Genomic DNA, 20,666 nt, shown 5'->3' with positions numbered 1-20,666 from the left:
CCACGTCCCCGACCGGGCCCTTGGTCCCGGATCAGCTGGTCATGGCGCGAGCCGACGCGTACACGTCGAAGACGGCGAGAGCCAGCGGGATCAGCGTGAGCAGAACGAACGTCTCGGCGATCTCCAGGAAGCGGCCCCAGAACGGGGTGACGCCGCGCCGCGGGGTGATCAGGCCGATCGCGGTGACCAGGGCGGTGGCCGCGCCGATGGCGGCGACGATCCAGACCGTACGGATGTCGAGCGCGGTCGTGTCCTGCTTCAGGGCGTCGATCACGTAATCGACCGGCGGGTGCAGCGCGAGGCCGAGGCCGAGGAAGACCAGCGCGGCGAGGCCGGCGGCGAGCGTGGCGCCCACTTGTGCCGTGTAGCGGAACAGGTGGGCGCGCATCAGCATCGCGATGCCGGTGGCCAGCGCGAGCAGCTGTCCCCATACGTTGCTGGAGAAGCCGAGGACGATCGACGCGCCTACGGAGACCAGGGCGCAGCCGCCGACGAGACCGACGAGCAGCTCGTGGCCGCGGCGGGCCTGCGCGGCGACCCGCTCGGCGTCGACGGCCTCGTGCGGGTCGGCCGGGGCGGCGGAGGTCTCATAACCCGCGCGTGCGGGGTTCGGCGGCTCGAAGCCGATGGGCAGCCGCGCGAAGCGCATGGACAGACCCGGCAGGAACGCCAGGGCGCTCACCGCGAGCGGGGCGCAGATGGCGGCCGTCTCGATGGGCTTCAGGTGCGTGAGGATCGCGATGAAGGTGGTGATCAGGCCGATCAGGGACGCGAAGACGAACGCCACGAAGGGGCCGTCACCGCCCGGCGACACCAGCGTGAGCACTACAGAGGCGACCAGAACCGCCGCGCAGGCGAGCAGGAACTGGAGGCGGCCGATGCCCTGCCCTTCGGAGAGGGGCAGCAGGCCGGAGCCGGCCACCGCGACGTTCGGCAGGGCGCCGAGGCCGAGCGCGACGGCCGAGCCGCGGTCGTCGTAGACCCGCGCCCGGACGCAGGCGAGGGTGATCAGGAGGACTCCGGCGACCGCCGCGAGGATGCCCTGGAGGCTGTTCATGTCGTGCCGGACTCGCAGCGTCGTGTACTGGGAGTTCCAGGCCACGAAGGCGATCAGGGCGGGCAGGACACCGGCGGCGACGAGGCCGGCCGCGCGCGTGAGGTCACCGCTCCACAGGGTGCGGTCCTTCGTGACGGCGGAGGCCACCGCTTCGGAGACGTCGTCGAAGACGGCGGGCGGCAGCGACTCGGCGAACGGGCGCAGCGTCAGCAGCTCGCCGTCCAGGATGCGCTGCGCCGCGAACGAGCGGGCGCTGTCGAGGACCGTGCCGTCGCGTCGTACGAGGTGGTAGCCGACGGGCGCGCCCTCGGCCGGGCTCTGCCGGGAGAGCCGCAGGATCTCGGGGTACAGGTCGGCGACCGGTACGTCGTCGGGCAGGGCCACGTCGATACGGCTGTCGGGCGCCACGATCGTGACGCGGCAGAAGCCGAGGCCGGCGCCTGCCCCCGCAGGGGTTCTGGTGCCCGATCCGCCGGCGCGGCCGGTCGGCGCGGAGGCCGTCATGCTCACCTGCTGTTCCCCCTTATGTTCCCGAAGGCTCTGTAGAGATCCTGTGTACGTTGCGCCGCGCGCTCCGCGATGCCGGTCACCCGCGTTGTTCCGCCGGGAGTTCGGGAGAGGCGCACGATCCGAACCGTGCGGATTGCCCGTTTTTCCCGGGCGGATTCGCAACTGCTCACGCGTACCTCCGGCACCCTACCGCCCGCCGTTGTCAGTAGTTGTCAGTAGGATCGCGAACCGCGATCGACGTCCGCCTGACACGGGGCGGCGGACGGAAACGCTCGGTCCGGCAAGGGAATTGGTGCTAAGTGAGCCACATCGTCGTCAAGCGCCCACCTCGGGCACTGCCGTCCGAGGTGCCCACGGAAGAGGTGGTGCTCCAGCCGCCGCCGGAGCTTCCGCGCGGGCAGCAAGAGGGCGCGCTGATGCAGATCCTGCCCATGCTGGGCATGGGCGGTTCCGTGGTGTTCTTCTTCAACCCGCAGGCCCAGCCCTTCATGAAGATCATGGGCATGGTCATGGTGGCGTCCACGATCGCGATGGGCATCGCGATGCTGGCCCGCTACCGCAAGGGCAACCAGGGACAGATGGCGGACATGCGCCGCGACTACCTGCGCTATCTGTCGCAGACCCGGCGGGACGCCCTGGGTACCGCGCGCAAGCAGCGCGACGCGCAGTACTACCTGCACCCTTCGCCCGAGCAACTGTGGGCGCTGGTCGCCGAGGGCAGCCGCGTGTGGGAGCGGCGTACCGGTGACGAGGACTTCGGACAGGTCCGCGTGGGACTGGGCCCGCAGGGTCTGGCCACTCCCCTGGTGCCGCCGCAGACCGCCCCGGTCGACGAGCTGGAGCCGCTGACGGCGGGCGCGATGCAGCGCTTCCTGGCCACGCACAGCACCATCGAAGAGCTGCCGATGGCCGTGTCGCTGCGCGCCTTCTACCACGTGTCCGTGAGCGGTGAGCCGACGACCGTGCGCGGCTCGGCCCGCGCGCTGGCCGCCTCCCTCGCCTCGCTGCACTCCCCCGAGGACCTCGTCATCGCCGTCGCCACCGGGCGCGAGTCGGCGCACGAGTGGGAGTGGACCAAGTGGCTCCCGCACACGCAGGCGCAGGGCGTCTCCGACGGTGCGGGCAGCCGCCGCCTGATCGCCACCAACCCGGTGGAGCTGGAGGACCTGCTCGCCGCGCGCCTCGAAGGCCGGCCGCGCTTCCATCCGGGAGGCGCCCCGGTCCCCGAGCAGCCGCACCTGGTGGTCGTCCTCGACGGCGTCTCCCTGCCGCCCACGTCCCTGCTGGCCAGCCCCGAGGGTCTCCAGGGCGTGACGGTCCTGGAGGTCGTCCCCGGCGACCTGGCCGCCGGCCGCGGTGACCTCTCCGTCGTCGTCCACCCCCAGGTGCTGCGCCTGGAGTCGGCGCACGGCATGGTCTACGAGGGCACGCCGGACGTCCTCTCGTACGAGGGTGCCGAAGCGCTCGCGCGGCAGCTCGCGCCGCTGCGCATGGCCACGGGCGGCGACAGCGACGACGAGCCGCTGCTCGCGAACCTGGAGTTCACCGACCTGATGAACCTGGGCGACGCGGCGAGCGTCGACACCAAGCGGACCTGGCGCCCGCGCTCGCAGGCCGAGCGGCTGCGCGTCCCCATCGGTGTCGGTGACGACGGCCGGCCCGTCATGCTCGACCTGAAGGAAGCGGCCCAGGAGGGCATGGGCCCGCACGGTCTGTGCGTCGGCGCCACCGGTTCCGGCAAGTCGGAGCTGCTGCGCACCCTGGTGCTCGGTCTCGCGGTGACGCACTCCTCCGAGACGCTGAACTTCGTCCTCGCGGACTTCAAGGGCGGTGCGACGTTCGCGGGCATGGCCCAGATGCCGCACGTCGCGGCCGTGATCACGAACCTCGCGGACGACCTCACGCTCGTCGACCGTATGGGTGACTCCATCCGCGGTGAGCTCAACCGCCGCCAGGAGATGCTCCGCGACGCGGGCAACTACGCGAACATCCACGACTACGAGAAGGCGCGCGCGGCCGGTGCCCCGCTCCAGCCGATCCCCTCACTCGTCCTGGTGATCGATGAGTTCTCCGAGCTGTTGACGGCGAAGCCGGACTTCATCGAGATGTTCGTCCAGATCGGCCGCATCGGCCGTTCGCTGGGCGTGCACCTGCTGCTCGCCTCGCAGCGCCTGGAGGAGGGCCGGCTCCGGGGTCTGGAGACGTACCTGTCCTACCGGATCGGTCTGCGGACGTTCTCGGCCGCCGAGTCGCGTGCCGCGCTCGGTGTCCCGGACGCGTACGAGCTGCCGAACGTGCCGGGTTCCGGCTTCCTGAAGTACGGCACCGACGAGATGGTGCGCTTCAAGGCGGCGTATGTGTCCGGTGTGTACAGGACGGGTGCGGCGGCGCAGGTCACGACGTCCGGCGGGTCCCTCCCGGTGGACCGGCGGCCCGTGCTCTTCACGGCCGCCGAGGTTCCGGTGCAGTACGTGGCGGTGCCGCAGCAGCGCGAGGAGACGCCGCGCGACGACAAGGACGACGCGCTCGCCGACACGGTGCTCGACGTCATCGTCCGGCGCCTGGAGGCGCAGGGGCCGGCGGCGCACCAGGTGTGGCTGCCGCCGCTGGACAGCCCGCCGTCGCTGGACTCGCTGCTGCCCGGCCTGGCGCCCGTACCGGGCCGTGGCCTCACGCAGCCCGGGTACGAGGGCGCGGGGCGCCTGATCATCCCCGTCGGCCTCGTCGACAAGCCGTACGAGCAGCGCCGTGATCCGCTGTGGGTCGACTTCGGCGGCGCCGCCGGTCACATGCAGATCCTCGGCGGTCCGCAGTCCGGCAAGTCGACGCTGCTGCGCTCGATCATCGCGTCGTTCGCCCTGACGCACACGCCTCAGGAAGTCCAGTTCTACGGCCTCGACTTCGGTGGCGGCGGCATGGCGGCCGTCGCCGGTCTGCCGCACGTGGGCGGGGTGGCCTCGCGGCTCGACCCCGAGAAGGTGCGGCGTACGGCCGCCGAGGTCTACGGCGTCCTGACGCGTCGCGAGGAGTACTTCCGCACGGCGGGCATCGCCTCGATCGCCGACTTCCGCAACCGCCGCGCGCGGGGCGACATCTCGATGACCGACCAGCCGTGGGGCGACGTGTTCCTGGTCATCGACGGCTGGGGCAACTTCCGTACCGACTACGAGGCGTTGGAGCCGCTCGTCCTGGACATCGCCGCGCGCGGTCTCGGCTATGGCATCCACGTGATCCTGACGGCGTCGCGGTCCATGGAGGTCCGGGCGAACATGAAGGACCACCTCATGAACCGCCTGGAGCTTCGGCTCGGCGACACGATGGACTCGGAGTTCGACCGCAAGGTCGCGGCGAACGTGCCGACGGGTGTTCCGGGACGTGGCCAGACGCCGCAGAAGCAGCACTTCATGGCGGCGGTGCCGCGTATCGACGGTCTCTCGTCGGACACGGACCTGGCGGAGGCGACGAGCGCGCTGGCCAACGAGGTGACCCGGCACTGGACCGCGCCGGGCGCTCCCGAAGTCCGTCTGCTGCCGCGCGAGTTCTCCGCGAAGCAGCTGCCGCCGGGCGACCGCTTCCCGGAGCGGGGCATCTCGTTCGCGCTGGACGAGGACAACCTCGAACCGGTGTTCGTGGACTTCGACCAGGACCCGTTCTTCCTGATCTTCGGCGAGAGCGAGTCCGGCAAGTCGAACCTGCTGAAGCTGCTCATCCGGCAGCTCACGCAGCGCTACAGCGGCGACAGCTGCAAGCTCTTCGTGGTCGACAACCGCCGTTCGCTGCTCGATGTCACGCCGAAGTCGCACCTGGCCGAGTACATCCCGATGTCGAACCAGATGCAGCACCACATGGACGCGCTCGCCGACCTGATGCAGCGGCGCACGCCGACCGCGGACGTCACGGCTCAGCAGCTGCGCGACCGCAGTTGGTGGCGCGGCCCGACCGTCTACGTCGTCATCGACGACTACGACCTGGTGTCCACTTCGAGCGGCAACCCGCTGTCGGGGCTGACGGAACTGCTGCCGTTCGCCCGTGACGTGGGCGTCCGCTTCATCATCGCGCGCTCCACGGCCGGTGCGGGGCGCGCCGGTTACGAGGCCTTCATGCAGCGCATCAAGGAACTCGGCGCGCAGGGCGTCCTGTTGGCGGGCGACCCGGCCGAGGGCGACCTCCTGGGCGGGCTGCGGCCCCGGCCGATGCCGGCGGGGCGTGGCACGTTCGTGTCGCGCAAGCGGGGGAAGCCGTTGGTTCAGGTGGGGTTGGAGGAGTAGGTGCGTTGGCGCCGACGCCGGCGCTGGTGCGTGAGCATGCGGGCTCCTCGCGGGTGCTCGTGGGTGCTCGTGGGTGCCTGTGAGTGCTCGCGAGCAGGTGAGTACGCACCTGTGAGTGCTCGCGAGCAGGTGAGTACGCGAGAGGGCCCGGACCGTGGTTCATCGGTTCGGGCCCTCTCGCGTCGCCGTCGATCCGGGCGCTGCCCTGTGCCCGGCAGGCCGAACGGGCCCTAGCAGACGCGGAGGCCGCCCGTGGCACATCTGCGGCATATCCGCCCCGCCCGCCCCTGACCGCCCAGTAGGCTGATCGCTCCGTTCGTCCGCACCTTGGAAGGGGCCCGCACACCATGGCCGACGCTCAGGAGACCCCTGAAGAGATCAAGGCCCGCAAGGAACGCGAGAAGGACGAGCTGTACGCGCTCGACATCTCCGGTGTCGAGTGGCACAGCGCGCCCGGTACGGAGCAGGACGAGGAGCGCGTCGAGATCGCGTATCTGCCGGCCGGCGCCGTGGCGATGCGGTCGTCGCTCGAGCCGGAGACCGTGCTGCGCTATACCGAGGCGGAGTGGACGGCGTTCGTGCTCGGGGCGCGGGACGGGGAGTTCGACCTGGAGCCGGCGCCGCACAACGGCGGGCTCGACGCGTAACGCGGGCACTTCGCGTAACGCGGACACTTCGCGTAACGCGGACACTTTGCGTGGAGCAAGCTGCGTCGTGCCCAGCGCTGGCAGCGTCGTCCAGCGCGGGCGGTGTCGCGTCGTCCGGTTCGGGTGCCACGAAATCGTGAACGTTCTACTACCCCTGCCCCACTATGCCCCGATCTCGACGAGCTTTCCTGTCAGACAAGTGATCGCTGAAGCTGATACGCGTACCGCGAGAGCAGGCCGCAGGGGGCAGCGACTGAGCCCGATCCGCGAGCCGACGGAGCGAGAATCCGCAGGTCACCGAGGCACTTGCGACCCCTTCTCGCTCTTGCCCCGCGCGGCTGCGACTCTTTAACTTGCTGACAAGTGAGGTAAGCGCAGGGAGAGGGAGCGCCGTGAAAGGCACCGAGCAACGCCGTCCGGTGGTCGTGCTCTACGAGCGGATCGTGGACGCCGTGCACGCGGGCACCTACCCGCCGGGCTCCGTCCTCCCCTCCGAACCGAAGCTCGCAGCCGCGTTGGGGGTCAGCCGCCCCGCCCTGCGTGAGGCGCTGCTCCTGTTGCAGGAGGACGGCCTGCTCACCGTGCGCCGCGGCGTCGGCCGGACCGTGGCCGCGAGCCCGCCCCGCCGGGGTTTCGAGCGGCTGCGACCGCTGGAGGAGCTCCTCGGCGCGTCGCAGGTGAGCCCGCTGGTGCGGGCGATGGAGGAGCCGACGGACTTCACGACCCAGCAGCTGCTGACCCCGGCCACCGCCGAACTCGCCTTCTGGGAGTCGGTGTTGACGGGTGAGGGCGCGTCGGCCGCGCACAGTCAGGAGTGGGCGGCGCCCGCGGACGTGCTCGCCGACGTCCACCCCGCGTTCGCCGAGGCACTGGCCGCGGAGCGCTCGGGCGTCACCATGCTCAGCTGCCTGATCGGCGTCTCGCGCGGCCTTCCGCTCGCCGGACACAGCGCGCTGTCGGCCACGCTGCTCGGGCGGCGCCGCGGAGAGCAGTTGGGTCGCCCCGCGGACACGGCCGCGCTGCTGGTCATCCAGTCCGTACGGGTGGGGGACGTGCCCGTACTGGCCGCCAAGTACACGCTGCCCACGGGGACACCGTCCCTGCCGGTGGTGCAGTCGCTGTAAGAGCCCGGACGAGCGCACCACACGATCGTCATGTGACCTCGTGCACTCCCCCGAGGGCAGCCCTGTCGCCGCCGCACCCGCTCCCGTACACTCTCGCCGCATGCACTTGTCTGACAACGTCACCGTCGCCGACTGGATCCGTCGCGCCCCCAAGGTCGCCCTCCACGATCACCTGGACGGCGGGCTGCGCCCCGCGACGATCATCGAGCTGGCCCGCGAGTCCGGTTACGAGGGACTGCCCTCCGAGGACCCGGTCGAACTGGCCGCCTGGTTCCGGGACGCCGCGGACTCCGGTTCGCTGGAGCGGTACCTCACCACCTTCGCCCACACCTGCGCGGTGATGCAGACCAAGGAGCAGCTGCACCGGGTCGCCGCCGAGTGCGCCGAGGACCTGGCGGCCGACGGCATCGTCTACGCCGAGGTGCGCTACGCCCCCGAGCAGCACCAGGAGCGGGGGCTGACCCTGGACGAGGTCGTGGACGCCGTCAACGAGGGCTTCCGCGAGGGCGAGCGGCGGACCGGCGGGCGCATCACCGTACGGGCGCTGCTCACCGGCATGCGGCACACGGACCGTTCCACGGAGATCGCCGAACTGACGATCGCCCACCGGGACAAGGGCGTCGCGGGCTTCGACATCGCGGGCGGCGAGATCGGCAACCCGCCGGCGCGTCACCTCGCGGCGTTCCAGCTCCTCAAGCAGGCCAACTGCCACTACACGATCCACGCCGGAGAGGCGGTCGGGCCCGAGTCGGTGCACGAGGCGCTCCAGGTCTGCGCGACCGAGCGGCTCGGCCACGGTGTGCGCGTCATCGAGGACATCGAGTTCGCCGCCGACGGCACCGCGACCCTCGGCGCCCTGGCCGCGTACGTCCGCGACAACCGCGTTCCGCTGGAGGTCTGCCCGACCTCGAACCTCCAGACCGGCATCGCCGACGGCTACAAGGCCCACCCGATCGACGACCTGCGCAGGCTCGGCTTCACGATCACGCTGAACACCGACAACCGCACGGTCTCGGGCACGACGCTGTCGGCCGAGTTCCAGCACCTGCACGAGGCGTTCGGCTACGGCCCGGAGATCCTGTACGACTTCACGCGCGCCGCCGTCGAGGCCGCGTTCCTGCCGCTGCCGGAGCGGACGCGGCTCATGGACGAGGTCATCGACCCGGCGTACGACGAGCTCGCCGGCCGGGTCTGACCCGATCCACCCTCTCCTCCCACGACGCCCACGACGCCCACGACGTCAACGACGCGCCCAACTCGCCCTCCGCCAGGATGGTTTGGCGCATGGGCCGGGTCGCCGTGTGGCAGGTCTGTCGGCGAACGGGCGGGCATGTGGACACCGCCCGCAGTCGACAGGAGCAGCAGCATGAAGATCCGTACCGCGGTCGTCTCGGCCTTCCTCGTCGCCGGCGCAGTGTTCGGCGGCGCGGGGGCGGCCGTCGCCCACGGCGGCACCGGGGCCGGAGCCTGGGGCACCGCAGTCGGCTCCCCCGGGGTCCTGTCGGGCAACGTCGTCCAGGTCCCGATCAGCATCCCCGTGAACGTCTGCGGCAACAGCATCAACGTCATCGGGCTGCTGAACCCGGCGGTGGGCAACACCTGCGTCAACGGCTGACGCCGCCCGGCGCCGACCGGAATCACCGAGGGCGCCACTCTCGTACCGCGTGCTCCTATCGCGTACGGGGGTGGCGCCTTTCCGCGCCCGCGGCCCCGGCCCGCCCCCGCGTGCCCTGCCCCCCGCTCGCCGCTCGGCCCAACTCCGTTACCCGCGAGACACCTTGACGCCCGAGGGGCGCGATGCCACGATTCCGGCGCCGTGATGTTTACGTAAACATCGATCGACGCCAGAAGCTCCGAAAGGCGATCGCATGCCCACGACACCCGCCCGCTCGCACCGCATCCGCGCCACCCGCACACCCGCGGCCCTCGCGGCGGCCGCGCTCACGATGATCTGCGCCACGACCGCGTCGGCCGCCTCCCCGCCCCCGCCCCCGCCCCCGGCGCGCTGCCTGCCGACACCACCCAGTTCAAGGGCGTCAACTGGGCTGATCCGCGCGACAACTTCGCCGACGACACGCTCCAGCTCTCCGGTCTCTCGACCTCCGACACCTACGCCCGTACGTACGCGAAGTCGACGCGCATCATCTCGGCGTTCCGCGCCAACCTCGGCGCGAATACCGTCCGGCTCCCCATCAACCCGTACACGGTGAACGGCAGTTACTGGAAGTCGTACCGTGCGGTCATCGACGCGGCGTCCGACCAGGGATTCAACGTGATCGTGTCCTACTGGGAGGGCACGGGCGCCCGGAAGGACGGCTTCATCGACGACGAAGCCGCGTACTGGCCCATGTGGAACACGGTCGTGGGCGCGTACAAGCGCGACCCTCACGTCTACTTCGAGCCCATGAACGAGCCGCACGGCTACACGGAGACGGAGTGGGCCGACATCGCGGCGAAGTGGCTGGACACGTACGCGTCGGTGCCGCGCAATCGCGTCGTCGTCAGCGGCGCGGGCTACAACGACCACGTCACGTCCGTCTGCGCCGACCCGCGCCTCGCGGGCACCTACCTCTCCCTCCACCACTACGGCTTCTGGAAGTCCTACGCCACGTACGACGAGTGGAAGTCCGACCTCAAGGAGCGCATCGGCGGCTGCGCGAGCCGCACGGTCGCGGACGAGTTCGGCGCCCCGATGACGACGGGACTCGACTACAACCTCCCGGCCCCGACCTCCGACGCCACATCCGACAACAACTTCGTCAACTACGTCCAGGCGGTCACGGACACGTTCCGCGAACTGAAGATGGGGTCGGTGTACTGGCCCGGATTGCGCACGGACGACACGTATTCGCTCCAGACGTTGACGGGTCCGACGAACCGGCCCTGGCTGGCGACGACCAACCAGTCGGGGGCGGATCGGCTGGCTTGGGGGTGGGGGCGGGGGGCCGCGGTCGGTCGCTGACGTGGCGTCATGATGTGACGTGGCGTCATGATGTGGTGAGTGGGCGGATGTTGATCGATCCGTCGATCGGTAGTGGTGTGTCACGCCTCGCGGCGGTGATCCTGTCCGTTCCCGGTCTCAGGCATGGCGAGGGTCTGCCGCACGTGAGGCCGAGAACGGGCATGATCGGCCTCACGACATGACACGACGCGACGCGACGCGACACCATGCGACGCGACGCGACACGACGCGTGTGCCCGAGCATCAACGCGCTCCTCACCACTCATGCTCGCGAGCCGGGAGGCCCCATGGAGATTTCGCTGCGCGAAGTGCGAGACGCCGACCTTCCGGTCTTCTTCGCCCAGATGAACGATCCCGAGGCGATCCGCATGGCGGCGTTCACCGCCCAAGACCCCGCCGACAGGGTCTACTTCGAGGCCCATTGGGCGCGGATCCGCCAGGATCGGGCGGTGGTGATGCGTACGGTTGTCGACGGTGATGGCGGCTTCGACGGTGGTGGCGACGGCGAGATCGTCGGGCACGCCTCCGTCTACGGCCCTCCCGAGGAACGCGAGGTCACGTACTGGATCGGGCGCCGGTACTGGGGCCGTGGGGCGGCCACGGCCGCTCTGCGCGCGCTGCTCGACCTCGTTCCGGAACGTCCGCTGCACGCCCGCGCGGCCGCCGACAACTTCGGCTCGCTCCGGATCCTGGAGAAGTGCGGGTTCGTGGTCACGGGGAGGGAGCGGGGCTTCGCGAACGGGCGGGGTGAGGCGGTCGATGAGGTGGTCTTGACCTTGCATGGCCGCGGCTGAACCCGGACCGAGGTGGGGCGGAGCTCTGTGGCCGCCCAGTCCTGCGCCCGCCGATCCAGCGAGCGGAGTCAGCCGGCGGAGCCGACACCGAAAGCCAAGCGGATGAGGGACGGAATGCCCTTCTTCGCCTCACCTGTCGCCGACAGCACGCCGAAATAGACGCGCCCATGCTCCACCTGGACCTGATACGGGTCGACCCTGGAGAAGAATGCCTCGCCCCCGGAAGGGATCGCGAAGTAGAAGTACGTGGACTGCTTTCCGGTCTTCGGATCGAGGCTCACCAGTGACACGGGTGCCACGTCGTCCGTGCCCATGGTCAGCGCCAACAACCGATCGCCGCTCATGCGCAGGGGGTACATCTTCTGGTCGTGTCCCGCGTCGAACTTCACACCGGTTTTGCCGGTGGCCAGATCGAAGGCCACGACCCAGTTCGTCTTGTCCTCGATGGACTCGAGCCGCTCCCCGCTGGTGATGAACACCTGGTCATCGCTCACCACGGCCTGTGTGCAGTCGTCCACGGCATCGCCGCTGCACGCCACTTCGTAGTGACCGCCCTCCAGGCGGATGGTCGCCCGGTACTTTCCGCCGGAGTCCAGAGAGATCAGATCCGTGATCTCCATGTCCCCCGCGCCGACCGCGATCACCGCGGGCTTGCTCGAGAGGATGGCGACGAGACCGACGCCGTCCGCGACCCGGTAGACCCACTTGGTGCGCGCGGTCCGCGGTTCCAACTCCTTGACCTGATAAAGAATCTCGGATTCCTTCTCCGGCGGATAGCAGTCATAACGCACCGTCAGTGCCTTGCCGCCGGCGAATCCACCGATCGTGCACTTCTTCGTCCGGTCCAACTGCCACAGCTGCTTGCCGGTACGCATGTCGTAACCGGCCGCCCCGACCTGCCAGTTGGTGGCGACGACCCCCTTCACCATGGCCATCGTCGTGCCCTTGGTGAAGTAGTTCTTCTTCCGCGGGATCGTGGTCTGCCACAGCTTCTTGCCGGAACTGAGCTTGATCACAGCGAGTTGGTCACACGCGTTCCCGTGCTTGGGATCTCGCATGAGCACCGCCGTACGCTCGTCCGCCGTGACGGAGGACGTGTATCCGCAGATGCCGCCGGGGAGTACGAGGCTCCAGACGACGGTTCCCCGCCCGGACGGCTCATAGGCCTTGATGCCGTACAGGGTCGTCCCCTTGGCCTTGACGAGGACCTTCTTGGTCACCCAGAGCCCTGAGGTGTCCTCCTGCTTGCCCTGCGCCAGAGTGTTGGTCTGCATGTCGGCCACGAGATGACCGGCGCGAGGTGCGGACTTCGGCAGCGACTCGACCGTCTCCCGAATGTCATCGGGGGCCTGTTCGACGGCCTTCTGCTCCGCGACGTCCTGGGACGCCCCCCTGCCCGATCCCGGCCATACGAACCAGGCTCCGAACCCCATCGCGACGACCAGCACGAGCACAAGACCGAACACCGTCCGCCTTCGCCGCCTCCTCGTCTCTGCCGCGGTCTGCTGCGACTGGGTGAAGGGGGACGGCGGCGGTCCGAATGCCATGGTTCGCTTCTGCCCTTTCGCAGGCCGGAGATAGGAGAAGGGTGGGCGCCTCCCGCGCGCGCCCACCCTCTGCTGTGTTCAGCCGAGTCCTACTGGAAGTAGCTGGCAGCCTTCTTGTCGCCCGCCATGTAGTCGCCACCGGAGGTGTGCACCGTGTGGCCGATGCCGGTCAGCGCCTGGTGGATGTCGTCGGCTTCCTTGTCCCACTTCTGGAGCTTCTCGCCGAACTTCGACTGGGCCTCGCCCGCCCAGTACTCCTGGCTGCGCACGACCAGCTGTCGGAGCTCCGCCAGGTCGGACTCGAGCGCCTTGGCCTCGTTTCCGATGGTGGTGGCTGCCATGTCCAGCCCGTCGTACTTGACTGTCAACCCGTCCGCATTGCTCGCCATGTCGGCTTACCTCGTCTCGCTCGGTCGTGTACGTGTGGTGGGGTGTTCGCTGCGCTCGGATGTGCTCTGAGACGCCGGACGTCTCAGTAGCTGCTCAGCGAGGACTGGGCGCCGTCGTTCAGGTTGATCTTGTTCATGGCCGCCCGCACCTCGTCTTCCTTGGTGTCCTTGAGGTTGCGGGTCTGCGTCATCGCGTCGATGACATCGGCCAGGATCTTGCCGATCGCCTTGAGCGACTGGTTGATCTCGATCTGCTTCTTGTCGAAGGCACTGCGCCCGATGCCCTGCCACTGACCCTCAAGGCTGTCGATCACGCCCTGAAGGTGGTGCGCACGCTTGCCGATGCCCTCGTACTTCTCAAGCATCTGCTTCTGGAGCGCGACTACTGCGGCATCTTCAAGCCTCTGCTCACCAGCCATGCTGTGCCTGCCTTCCTTGGTATGCCTCTAGTTCCAATTGCTGTGGCTCAGACCTCACTTGAGGCCGAACCGTTCCCCCGTGGTCCACCCAGGGAACACTGGCACCCCACGGTTGAAAGTCTCACTGGCTGCGCCGTGCCCTCATCACTGCGAACCCGCCGCCCCCGATCACGATCACCGCCGCAACAGCTCCGAGCGCAATCCACAACGTATTGCTGTCACTTGAAGACTTCGCTTCCGATCCTGCCGCCTCGGCCGGGACTTCTGAAGCCTCCTGCGAGGGCTGTGACGAGCCTGATGCAGAAGCGGAAGGGGAGGTCTCGGTCTTCGCGGGGCTGCCGTTCTCCTTGAGGAGGGGGTCCTGATTCGCGGCGCCGGCGCTGTAGTTGGCGTCTTCAAGTACCTTGCGTGGGCGAATGATTCCGTAGCCGAGGTACTTGCTCGGGTCGTCCTTCTTCCAGGTGCGGCTCGCCGTGTCGATCATCGAGCGCAGGACCTGGTTCGCCGTCCAGTCGGGGTGGGCGGACCAGATCAGGGCGGCGGCGCCGGAGGCGATGGCGGTTGCCGAACTGGTGCCTCCATCACGCGTGCAGTACGACTTGAACGTGGCATCGCACCAGCCAGGAATATCGATGCCGGGCGCTGCCAGGTCCACGTAGTTGCCGTACGACGAGGACTTGGAGACCGTTCCTCGCTCGTCCACCGACCCGACTCCGACCGCGTACGGATAGGCGGCCGGATAGCCGATGTGGCCCGACTTCACGCCTTCGTTGCCTGCCGCGACCATCAGCAGCTTGCCCTTGGACGCGGCGTACTTGAGCGCGGCCTCCTGGTCCGGATCGATCGTCTCGGAGCCGAACGACATGCTGAGAATGTCCGCGTCCGAGTCCGCGGCCGCCCTGATCGCCTCCGCGGGCTCCGGCGTCTTCTTCAGTTCCGCCTTGTCCTTCAGTTCGGCGAGCTGGATGCGGAAGGGCAGAACCTTGGCATCGGGTGCGAGGCCCTTGATCCCGCCGCTCGCACCTGTTCCGGCGATCAGTTCCGCCATGGTCGTGCCGTGGCCCGAGTAGTCCTGAGTCGAGTGGTACGCGACGGACGCCGGGACTTCGCTCGCAAGGACCTGCCCCTTCAAGGACGGGACCTGTGCGTTCACCCCTGTGTCGATGACCGCGATCTTGACGCCCTTACCGGTGCTGATCTTCCACATCTGGTCGGCCTGCATCGCGTCCAGGTACCACTGCTGGGACTGGGCGTCGTACGCGGCCGCGCTCGGCGCGAAGCCGACGCTCATCGCCGCCAGGGCGCCGACGACCGCCCCCACCGCGCGCACGCGTCTGCCACCGCACGCCGTGAGGAGCGAGGAACGGTCGGATCGTCGGCTGGTCCCTGACTTCATACTGCTTGTGTCCTCGTTCGGCTTCAGTTGACGACCGGCGGCACGTCGCGCCGGTTGGCGGGCAGGTGGGTGTTCACGTCCTCGACGACGTAGTCCGGACGCTCCGCGGCCTCTGTCTCTTCCTCGTTCGGCTTGCCGTTCTTGCCCGGGCCGCGCACGAGGCCGGAGCCGCCGCGCGTCATGCCGTTGCGCTCGGCCCGCGCTGCGGAGCCACGCGACGCGGGGTTGCCGGTCACCGCCTCGCGTGCCGTGCCGCCGCGATTCGTACCCGCGGGGTTCGCCCCGGTCTGCTTGGCGCCGGAGCCGTTGGAACCGGGCGCTCCGAAGACCCCCCGCTGCCCCACGCGCCCGGTGGTCGACCGGGAGTTGCCCCCAGTGGCCTCGGCGCCCATGACCGATCCGCGAGGGATGCGCGAACCGTTCTGTCCGGGCGCGCCGGTGCGCGCGTTCGTGGGACGGCCGCCGACCACGCCGTTGGACCGCCCGGCACCCGTCGTCGGTCCGCCGGCCGTCCGCGGCGTCGAACCCGCGGCGCGTGGCGTTCCGCCCGAGATGCCGCGGCCCATCGGCGAAGCAGCCTTCCCGCCGGCTGTCCCGCCGCGGGCGGTCGACGCCGCCCTGCCCATCTCGCCCGCACCGCCACGGCCCATGGACCGGGCCGCACTCTGGTTGCCCGTACCGGACGGGCCTCCGGACCGGCCTTGAGCCGACAGCGGCGAACGCGTCCCTGCCGGGCCGACGTTGCGGCCGGTCGTGCCGCCCGTCATCGGAGGTACGTAACCGTTGCCGAACCCGTTGGCCGACGGGCCCGTGAGGTTCGGACCGCCGGAGACCGGAGCGGGCCCGGTCGTCGGCGACGGCGCGGTGGGCGACGGCAGCGTGCCGACGCTGTCGATCTCCGTACCGACGGCGCGGTCCGGAAACGTGATGGTGCCTTCCGCGTGCTTGGCGGGCGGCGTGGTCGTAGCCGTAGCCGAATCGCTGACCTGCGGATGGCCGACCGCCACCTGCGAGACGTGGTGGGAGCCGCTGGTGGCGGTCCCGGTGGACGTGCCGGTCCCGGTCTCTCCGGGAGAGCGGGTGTGGCCGGCAGGCTTCGGCACCCCCACATCAGGCATCGCCTCAAGCTTCGGCGGGTTCTGCTGCAACGTCTCCAGCTGCTCCGCGGAGACGACGTAGTACGACGAGAGGCGGTTCATCTGGTTGATCGCCTCTTGGCGGTCCTTCTCCACCTTGACCGCGGCCGCGTAGTCGTCGTTTCCCTCGACCTGCTTGACCGCCGGAAGCTGCTCGGGCCGCTGCCCGGCGTTGGGCCTGGTGTCCCGCGGCGGCATCGCGCTGCGTACGGACGCCAACCCCGCGGAGGCCGCGCTGAGTTGGTCGCCGGCCGTGCCCGCGTACGTACTGAGCTGCTCGGCGTACACGACCAGCTTCCCGCCGAAGTCGCGGAAGCTGTCGCCGGACTCACCGACCCAGTGGACCTTGGTGATGTGGCCGTCCAGCTCGGAGGCCGCGGCCTTGATGGCATCGCGGGCGTCCCACAGGGCCGAGCCTGAGGTCTCGAGGTCCTCGGGGTTCGTCTGGTGGACCATGTCGAGCATGGTGTTGAGGTCGTGGTCCTCGAAGTCCGACTTGCGCGCCGCGAGTGCCTGGCCGACCGGGGTGGCGCCGACGGCGGCACGGAAGATTCCGTTGACCCAGCCGCCGCCCTTGTTGTTGTCCTCGACGTCGTGGGCGAAGTTCGTGAAGGAGTTCTGCTGGGCGACCCGCTCGTGGTCCGCCTCGTGATTCTTGTCGGTCATGGTCAGAACCCACCGCCGGTCTTCGCGTCGTTGGTGCGCCGAGTGCCCTCACGCTTCTCGTCCTGATGCTGCTGGAGCTCGGAGACCTGCGTCTGGATCTGCCAGAACCGCCGCCGCTGCTCTTCTTCGAGATTGTCGAAGCCGCGGTGCGCTCCCTGCACGGCGATACCGATCGCCTCGATCTGCAGCTTGAGCGTCTTCGACAGCGTGACCAGCTGGCCGTGCACCGAGTGGTAGGCGGTGAACAGGGACTCGGCCTCGGGGAATGCCTGCGCGCCCTCGTTGTGCAGGGACGACTTGTTGATGGTCTGCGCGTCCACCTTGGTCGGGTTTCCGGCCGAGGCCTCCAGGTCCCGCAGCACGGTCGCCACGCGCTTCTGGAACGTGGTCAACGCCTCGTTCGTGACCTCCAGGTTCGCCGCCCTCGCCGCCGACGGTCCCCCCACCATGTCTGCTGGAAGCACGACGTCTTCCTCCCCGTTTCCCCGTACACCCGACTCGTCCGAAACGGACCGTCCACCGGTCCCCATCGCCACGCGATCGCAAAGCTGGTCGCGCCTTACAACGCTTTTACCACTGTAGTCATCCTGTACATCTGCTCCAACCGAGCTTCTGCGTCAACTCCGCTACAGGGCGGCCCCGAGGATGTAGATCTTTAGCGTGAATCCGGGCAATTCTCCGTGCCCGTAGGACCTCCGAGACAAGCGCCTGCCGTCGGCACCCGCGCGCCCGCATGACCTCACGCGGGAGGAAACGGGCATTCCGGCCGATGCTCCCGCGAAGCCTTTACGGAATATCCACGAACAGGCCCCGGCCATCCGAAGTCCACTTCTGTGAACATCTTTACGGGTTGCTAGCTTGACCGGAAGCAATGCGTCCAGCGGGCGCCGCCGGCACATCGAACGCGGGGGAAGGATCGTCCATGGCATGGGATGAGTGGGAGCAGCTGAAGGCGGACGCCGCCGACCGGCAGTCGACTCGCATGCAGTTGAACCAGCTCGACCCGGGGGACGGCGGCGGCAGCGCCTCGCTGCCCGGCCAGACCGGCGATCTCAAGGTGCGCAACGGCGACCTCGCCAAGATCGGCAGCCAGGCCCACACCCTGTACGACAACCTGTGGGACAAGGCCCGCGTGGCCATCCCCAGCAGCGACAAAGCCGCCGGCGATCTGAGCGGGCAGGGCTTCGCGCTCGGGAGCGGCCTCAAGCACGTATCGAACAGGTGGGACGAGCAGCTGAAGTCCCTGATGGACGCGTGCGCCCACATCTCGAACCACATGCAGGTCACCAAGAAGGTCCATGCCGGTGACGAGCACTACATCCAGAGGCAGATGAGCAGCATCGACGCCCTGGACGCCGGGTTCGACGAGCGGGCCGGGGCGCCGGGCGAGAAGAACCCTGCCTACGACCCGCCGAAGAAGAAGTAGCGCGACAGAGACGTACAGGAGAAACGAATACTCATGGATCTCGACGCGCTGCGCTTCGCCAACTTCAAGACTCTCGACGACGCGGTCGCCGACTGGAGCCTGCTGGTACGTCATCTCTCGGACCTGAAGAAGCAGGCCGAGGAAGGGCTGCACAAAGCCGCCAATACGGCCGACTGGTCGGGGCTGAACGCACAGGTCACAAAGGAGTTCGTCGGCAAGACCGCCGGCGAGTTCGCCGACGCCCACACGCAGGCCAACACCATCCACAAGATCCTCAGCGACACTCAGGGCGAGTTGAAGCAGTACAAGAAGGATCTTGAGGACGCGATCTCCCGCGGGCTCAAGAAGAACCTGACCGTCACCAGCACCGGTGGTCACGGCTTCACCGTCACCATGAACATCCACCCGGACCGGGCCGCCAAGGGGACCACCGTCCCCGAACACAGCGAGAGTGATGTCACCGCGCTTCGCGACGAGGTCCAGCGCATTCTCGACAAAGCCTCGGAGAGCGACAATTCGGCATCCAAGGTGCTGACCGCCATCGCCGACCAGGCGCAGATGGGCTTCGCCGACGCCGACTACAAGGATCGTGACTCCGCGGCGGAGGCGGTGAAAGCCGCCGAGGATCTCTCGAAGATCGCGGCGAAGAACCCGAAGGACCTCACACCCGCGGACTTCGACAAGATCAACGCGGGTCTGGAGAAGTACAAGGACGACCCGCTGTTCGCCGAGCGGTTCGCCACCCAGCTCGGGCCGAAGAAGACGCTCGAGTTCTGGGAGGGCATCAACGACCCGCACGTGAACCCGAACGTGGGCCGTGAACGCCTCGACAAGCTCGACGACCTCCAGCGCAACCTCGGCCTGACGCTCGCCACCGCCACCCGGAGCGACTCCGCCGACATGACCAGCTGGAAGGGCAACATGATCAAGATGGGCGATCAGACGATCGGCCCCAACAGCCTTGGTCCCAGCGGGTTCCAGGTCATGAGCAACCTGATGCGCACGGGCGACTACGACGACGACTTCCTCAAGAGCTACGGCACCAAGCTCATGGAGACCGAGCGCAAGCTCACGCGTGACGGCGAGATGGACAACCGCACGTGGATGCGGTCGATGAACACTCCTTGGCTCAACCGCATCGGTGACGACAGCGGATCCGACCCCCTCACCGGATATCTCAAGGGGCTCTCCAACTCCCCCGATGCGGCTGCCGACTTCTTCAACGAGGAATACCTGCCCAAGGACGACGACCACAAGGAAGCGGTCAGCAACTTCAAGTACCTCTTCGAGGACCGGAAGTGGCCCGAGGAGACCGATCTCCACGGTGACGACCTGCACACCGGACAGAACAACCTGGCGCTGGCCCTGGAAGCCGCCACGACCGGGCATCCGGCGGGTGAGCTGCCGACGCTGGACACGCCCGCGCACACCGCCGATCAGGCGAAGCTGTTCAACGCCATCGTCTCCTCCATCGGGGACGATCCGGAACGGCTGACCGGCAACAGCTACATGTCCGACAGCATGGGGCAGATCGCCTCCGAGTACCTGCCGGACATCAACCGGGCGACGACGGATGTGTCACGGGACTCGAGCGACTGGGGCGAGATCGAGAATCTCTATCCCATCGACGGCGCGGACTCCGAGGTGAACCACAGGGACGTGACCAAGTTCCTCTTCGCCGTGGGCCAGAACCCCGAGGGCTACGCTGCCGTCGAAGTGGGCCAGGAGGCCTACATGTCCAAGCTCATGGCGCATCATCTCGACCCCGACCTCCCCGCGGACCAGCGTTTCTCGAACGACCAGGAGACCACGGTCAAGTACATTGCCGAGCGGTCCGGAGAGGTCTCCGGCACGCTCGGCCTCGGGCGTCAGGAAGAGCTGGCGAAGCCTGCCGGTGACGAGGACAAGGACTTCGACTACGGCGTCTCGCAGCGGAAGAACATCATCTCGGGCACCGTCGGCACGGTCGTGGGCGTCGGAACGTCCTTTGTCGCGACTCCCTGGGTGGGCGCGGCCGTTGGCGGCGCGGCCGGCACGGCCACGAGCGCGGTGCTCGAAGGCGTCTTCAAGGATGCGGAAGGACACGCGCTGGAGAAGGCCTCGGACGAGATGGGCAGCCGCTGGCAGGCCGGCCTGTCACGGAACAACGAATACGTTGCCCTCGGCGCCCAGACGGCGGCAAACGAGTACCACTTGAAGAACACCGACGACATCGGCACCTGGGCCCGCGAGGGATCGCGCCAGGGCTATATCAACGCCCGGTCCATTCTCGATGGTCAGGCTCCGGGTAGCACCACCCACTGACCTTCAGCCACACCTGTGAGA

The 20,666-nt window shown here is 68.7% G+C and carries 15 protein-coding genes and 1 pseudogene; 9 read left to right on the top strand and 7 right to left on the bottom strand.

Features of this window, described 5'->3' with window-relative positions:
* Positions 1-31: 31 nt before the first annotated feature.
* The gene (gene eccD, locus V2W30_RS29355; protein ID WP_338703806.1) at positions 32-1,561 is read right to left on the bottom strand and encodes a type VII secretion integral membrane protein EccD; all 1,530 of its coding nucleotides are present in this window, start codon (positions 1,559-1,561) and stop codon (positions 32-34) included.
* A gap of 305 nt (positions 1,562-1,866) precedes the next feature.
* Here eccD and eccCa point away from each other — a divergent pair, with 305 nt between their 5' ends.
* The 7 genes and pseudogenes from eccCa to V2W30_RS29320 all read left to right on the top strand — a co-directional run bounded on the left by eccCa (position 1,867) and on the right by V2W30_RS29320 (position 11,362).
* On the top strand, positions 1,867-5,835 hold the full coding sequence (eccCa, locus tag V2W30_RS29350; RefSeq protein ID WP_338701188.1) for a type VII secretion protein EccCa: 3,969 nt from the start codon (positions 1,867-1,869) through the stop codon (positions 5,833-5,835).
* Between the two features lie 347 nt (positions 5,836-6,182).
* Positions 6,183-6,482 carry a DUF397 domain-containing protein gene (locus V2W30_RS29345; protein ID WP_338701187.1) on the top strand — a complete coding sequence of 100 codons (300 nt, stop codon included), beginning with the start codon at positions 6,183-6,185 and terminating at the stop codon, positions 6,480-6,482.
* A gap of 392 nt (positions 6,483-6,874) precedes the next feature.
* Positions 6,875-7,606 (top strand): GntR family transcriptional regulator, encoded by a 732-nt coding sequence (locus V2W30_RS29340; RefSeq protein WP_338701186.1) that lies wholly within the window; start codon positions 6,875-6,877, stop codon positions 7,604-7,606.
* 100 nt (positions 7,607-7,706) lie between these two features.
* On the top strand, positions 7,707-8,801 hold the full coding sequence (locus V2W30_RS29335; RefSeq protein ID WP_338701185.1) for an adenosine deaminase: 1,095 nt from the start codon (positions 7,707-7,709) through the stop codon (positions 8,799-8,801).
* 171 nt (positions 8,802-8,972) lie between these two features.
* Positions 8,973-9,221: a chaplin gene (locus V2W30_RS29330; protein ID WP_338701184.1), complete on the top strand. Its 249-nt coding sequence runs from the start codon at positions 8,973-8,975 to the stop codon at positions 9,219-9,221.
* 253 nt (positions 9,222-9,474) lie between these two features.
* Positions 9,475-10,568, top strand: a pseudogene (locus V2W30_RS29325) (glycoside hydrolase family 5 protein).
* A 287-nt stretch (positions 10,569-10,855) separates the two neighbouring features.
* Entirely contained in the window at positions 10,856-11,362 is a 507-nt protein-coding gene (locus V2W30_RS29320; RefSeq protein WP_338701183.1) for a GNAT family N-acetyltransferase, read from the top strand.
* Between the two features lie 68 nt (positions 11,363-11,430).
* Here the strand turns inward: V2W30_RS29320 and V2W30_RS29315 are convergent, their stop codons facing one another.
* From V2W30_RS29315 to V2W30_RS29290, 6 genes are all read right to left on the bottom strand, one after another.
* On the bottom strand, positions 11,431-12,909 hold the full coding sequence (locus tag V2W30_RS29315; protein WP_338701181.1) for a PQQ-binding-like beta-propeller repeat protein: 1,479 nt from the start codon (positions 12,907-12,909) through the stop codon (positions 11,431-11,433).
* Between the two features lie 89 nt (positions 12,910-12,998).
* Entirely contained in the window at positions 12,999-13,298 is a 300-nt protein-coding gene (locus V2W30_RS29310) for a WXG100 family type VII secretion target (protein WP_338701180.1), read from the bottom strand.
* A gap of 83 nt (positions 13,299-13,381) precedes the next feature.
* Complete coding sequence (locus V2W30_RS29305) at positions 13,382-13,717, bottom strand: WXG100 family type VII secretion target (protein WP_338701179.1); 336 nt, start codon at positions 13,715-13,717, stop codon at positions 13,382-13,384.
* Positions 13,718-13,838: 121 nt separating this feature from the next.
* Complete coding sequence (locus V2W30_RS29300) at positions 13,839-15,047, bottom strand: S8 family serine peptidase (protein ID WP_338701177.1); 1,209 nt, start codon at positions 15,045-15,047, stop codon at positions 13,839-13,841.
* An 89-nt stretch (positions 15,048-15,136) separates the two neighbouring features.
* Positions 15,137-16,915, bottom strand: a complete 1,779-nt coding sequence (locus tag V2W30_RS29295; RefSeq protein ID WP_338701174.1) for a hypothetical protein — start codon at positions 16,913-16,915, stop codon at positions 15,137-15,139.
* A gap of 2 nt (positions 16,916-16,917) precedes the next feature.
* The gene (locus tag V2W30_RS29290; protein ID WP_338701172.1) at positions 16,918-17,379 is read right to left on the bottom strand and encodes a hypothetical protein; all 462 of its coding nucleotides are present in this window, start codon (positions 17,377-17,379) and stop codon (positions 16,918-16,920) included.
* A 458-nt stretch (positions 17,380-17,837) separates the two neighbouring features.
* On the opposite strand from V2W30_RS29290, the gene V2W30_RS29285 reads away from it, so the two are divergent.
* Positions 17,838-18,341, top strand: a complete 504-nt coding sequence (locus tag V2W30_RS29285; RefSeq protein WP_338701171.1) for a hypothetical protein — start codon at positions 17,838-17,840, stop codon at positions 18,339-18,341.
* Positions 18,342-18,374: 33 nt separating this feature from the next.
* Positions 18,375-20,645, top strand: a complete 2,271-nt coding sequence (locus tag V2W30_RS29280) for a hypothetical protein (RefSeq protein WP_338701169.1) — start codon at positions 18,375-18,377, stop codon at positions 20,643-20,645.
* Positions 20,646-20,666 lie beyond the last annotated feature (21 nt).

The organism is Streptomyces sp. Q6 (genome assembly GCF_036967205.1).
Taxonomy (GTDB): domain Bacteria; phylum Actinomycetota; class Actinomycetes; order Streptomycetales; family Streptomycetaceae; genus Streptomyces; species Streptomyces citrinus.
Note: the sequence above shows the minus strand (reverse complement) of the source record. Positions and strands in the feature narration are given on the sequence as shown.